The following is a 3,089-nucleotide window of genomic DNA, read 5'->3' on the forward strand; positions in this document are numbered from 1 at the left end:
CATACAAATCTTGTGCTTTTTTGCGTATGTCTGGTCCGTAGTTCGCCTTCATATTGCACCGCGTTTATTAATCCATAGCGGCAGTGTATTCGTTATAAAGCGCTTAATCTGTTAGTCAAAAACCTAGCCATTCCTAAAAGCTTAATATAGGAATTTCAAAAAGTTAAACCGTTGGAAAGGATTGAAAAGAGGGTGCAAACTGCAAACTACTTTAAAGCAAAACGTTTAACTTAAACACATTTAAAAAGGGTTGTTTATGCCAGGTCAACTACGTACCAAACCGCTATCGATTGCCGCCGTTGGCATGACCGTTGACGGCCGCGAAATATCAGAGCAAGACGTAGCCGACATTGTAGAAACCTATAACCCGCGTAAATATGGCGCCCGCATTAATGTTGATCACGAATTTAATTGGTCAGGCTGGGCCGCTAAAAACTTACATAACGTAGATATTCCCGGCATGTTGGGCGATGTAGTAAGCGTACAAGCTTATGAAAACGAAGAAGGCGTTGTGTGTTTATACGCCGTGCTTGCCCCCAATCAAGGGTTTGTTGAGCTGAACAAAGCAGACCAAGCCGTTTACTTTAGTATCGAAATTAGCCGCGATTTTATGGGCTCTGGCAAAACCTACCTAACCGGTTTAGCCGTGACCGACTACCCCGCAAGCTGCTACACCGACCGAATCCATTTCAGTAGTAAGAGTAAACCAGACGACAAGGAAGTCGCCTTATTAACCGTTGATTTAGGGTCATGTGAGCCAATCGACACACCACCTAAAAAACCCTTTTTTAAACGACTATTCGCAAAGGAAGACCCAGACATGAAACCAGAAGAATTAGCCACTGCATTAAAAGATGCACTCGGCACACCGCTTGCCGAGTTTGGTAAAAAGCTCGATGGCTTAACAACAAAGCTTGATTCGTTTTCAACCACCAAAGTGGAAGACGAAGAAACGCCGCCAAAAGGCGAGCAAAGCACCGAGTTAAGCCAAGTTAAAGAAGAGTTATCGTCAACTAAGCAATTGCTTACAGAGCTAACCGATAAGTTTGAAAAAGCATTAAAAGCACCTGCGGGTGATACCACTGACGCCGACGACGAACCCGAAGGCGACGAAGGCAAATACAGCCAATTGCTGTAAACGCACTCCCCCTAACTTAACGTAGCAACACGCAGGAAAGCACATGAAAACCAGAACCAGAGAGTTATTCGTCGCCATTATGGCAGGCATGGCCGTTAATTATGGCGTTGCCTCAATGAGCGAGCAATTTAATGTAGAGCCGACAACTGAGCAGCGTTTATACGACGCCGTTTATGAGTCCGCTGAATTTTTACAGATGATCAACACCGTACCTGTTGACGACCTTGTTGGTCAATCGGTGATCATGAGTGTAGACGGTGGCGTTACAGGTCGTGCAGGCGTTGAAACTGACGACACCAAAGAGCGTAAAACCCGCGATGTATCAAAGCTCGATAAACGTGAATACCGTTGTTACCCAACAGAATGCGATATTCATATTACATGGGTGAAAATGGATCAGTGGTCTAAGTTCCCTGATTTTCATAACCGCTATCGTAACCACGTGCGCCAAGCAATCGCACTCGACATTATTAAAATTGGTTGGAATGGTACACACGTAGCCGAGACAACTGATATTACAGCCTACCCAATGATGAACGATGTAAACATTGGTTGGTTGCAGTTAATTCGCCGCGATGCACCCGAGCGTGCAATTAGTGAAGGCGCAACCGCTGGCGAAATTCGCATTGGTGCCGGTGGCGATTACGAAAACCTAGACCAAGCAGTGCACGATGCATTGCAAGGTATTCCAGAGCACAAACGTGCAAACATGGTGGCTATTATTGGCGACGAGCTTTTAGCGCAAGATAAAAATAAGCTGTACGCCAAGCAAGCACATACCCCAAGTGAAAAAACCAAGATTGAATTGCAACAGGTGATTGATACCTACGGCGGTTTGATGACTTACAAAATCCCGTTTTTCCCCGCTCGCGGTATTTTAGTCACCAGTTTTGACAATTTAAGTCACTACGTGCAAACGGGCTCAACGCGTACCAGTGTAGAAAACAACGCCAAGAAAAAGCGCGTTGAGGACTACCTATCACGCAACGATTGCTACTACGTAGAAGACCTTGAAAAAGTCATGTACTTCGAGTCTACCAGTATCAAGTTACCCAATGCCACTGGCGACGCGTGGGCATAGCAGCCTGATTATTTAGCAGCAGTTAGCCGCCTTTTATCCCTTGTTTTGGGGCGGCTTTTTTTCACCATATTAAAGAGTGTTTTTAAATGAGCTTAGTCAAAAAATCATTAGCCAAAGCAGCAAGCAGCGTACCAACAAGCACTGAAAAAAAAGCGCCAACGGTCGCGGCAACAGCCACTGAAACCAATGCGCCAACCACTATCACTACGCAAACCGAGTACCAGCTTTATGCAGCCGCCATCGAATCTGACTTAGCTCAATTAAAAACATTTACAGATATTGCAGATAAAGCGACTTACAAGTCTGAAGCGTTAGAGCGCCAAGATTATCTAGGGTACATCAATCAATATCGACTAAGCGGCCAGTGCCACCCGAACACGGTTTTAGCATGGGTGTTTATTTGGTTGGTTGATCTTAAACGCTGGGATGCTGTGTTAGAGCTCCTGCCATTTATGGTTGAGCAAAAGCAACCTCTGCCAACGGTATTTAATACCAAGCATTGGCCTGCGTTCGTTATCGACCAACTCTACGACGATGCAAATTACTACTTAACAGAATCAAAGCAACAAGGCTTGTTTGATATTAGCTACGTACTGCGCGGCCTGATCAATACCGTAAAAAATCAAGATTGGAACGGCCTTGAAGTCGTGGGCGGTAAATTGTACGCCATTGCTGCCAAGGTTGATGCGGCCCAGCATAACTATGGTAATGCACTGTTATTTGCAGAGCACGCTCAAGCGATTAACGACAAAGCAGGGGTTAAAGGTTTAGTCGATAAGCTAACGAAACAGTTAAAAGGGATCGTTAGCGAATAACAGCTCCAACGCCGGTGGGCAACTTAGCACTTCGTCAGCATTCGTTGTTTGACGC

General features: G+C 45.3%; 3 protein-coding genes. All 3 read left to right on the plus strand.

Annotated elements, in window-relative coordinates; genetic code table 11:
- The first annotated feature begins 256 nt into the window (after nucleotides 1-256).
- Nucleotides 257-1,138, plus strand: a complete 882-nt coding sequence (locus A7967_RS21910; protein ID WP_064436108.1) for a GPO family capsid scaffolding protein — start codon at nucleotides 257-259, stop codon at nucleotides 1,136-1,138.
- A gap of 43 nt (nucleotides 1,139-1,181) precedes the next feature.
- Nucleotides 1,182-2,219: a phage major capsid protein, P2 family gene (locus A7967_RS21915; protein ID WP_064436109.1), complete on the plus strand. Its 1,038-nt coding sequence runs from the start codon at nucleotides 1,182-1,184 to the stop codon at nucleotides 2,217-2,219.
- An 86-nt stretch (nucleotides 2,220-2,305) separates the two neighbouring features.
- Nucleotides 2,306-3,034 (plus strand): phage terminase small subunit, encoded by a 729-nt coding sequence (gene gpM, locus A7967_RS21920; RefSeq protein ID WP_064436110.1) that lies wholly within the window; start codon nucleotides 2,306-2,308, stop codon nucleotides 3,032-3,034.
- The last annotated feature ends 55 nt before the right edge of the window (nucleotides 3,035-3,089 follow it).

This window comes from Pseudoalteromonas neustonica, assembly GCF_001653135.1.
GTDB lineage: Bacteria > Pseudomonadota > Gammaproteobacteria > Enterobacterales > Alteromonadaceae > Pseudoalteromonas > Pseudoalteromonas neustonica.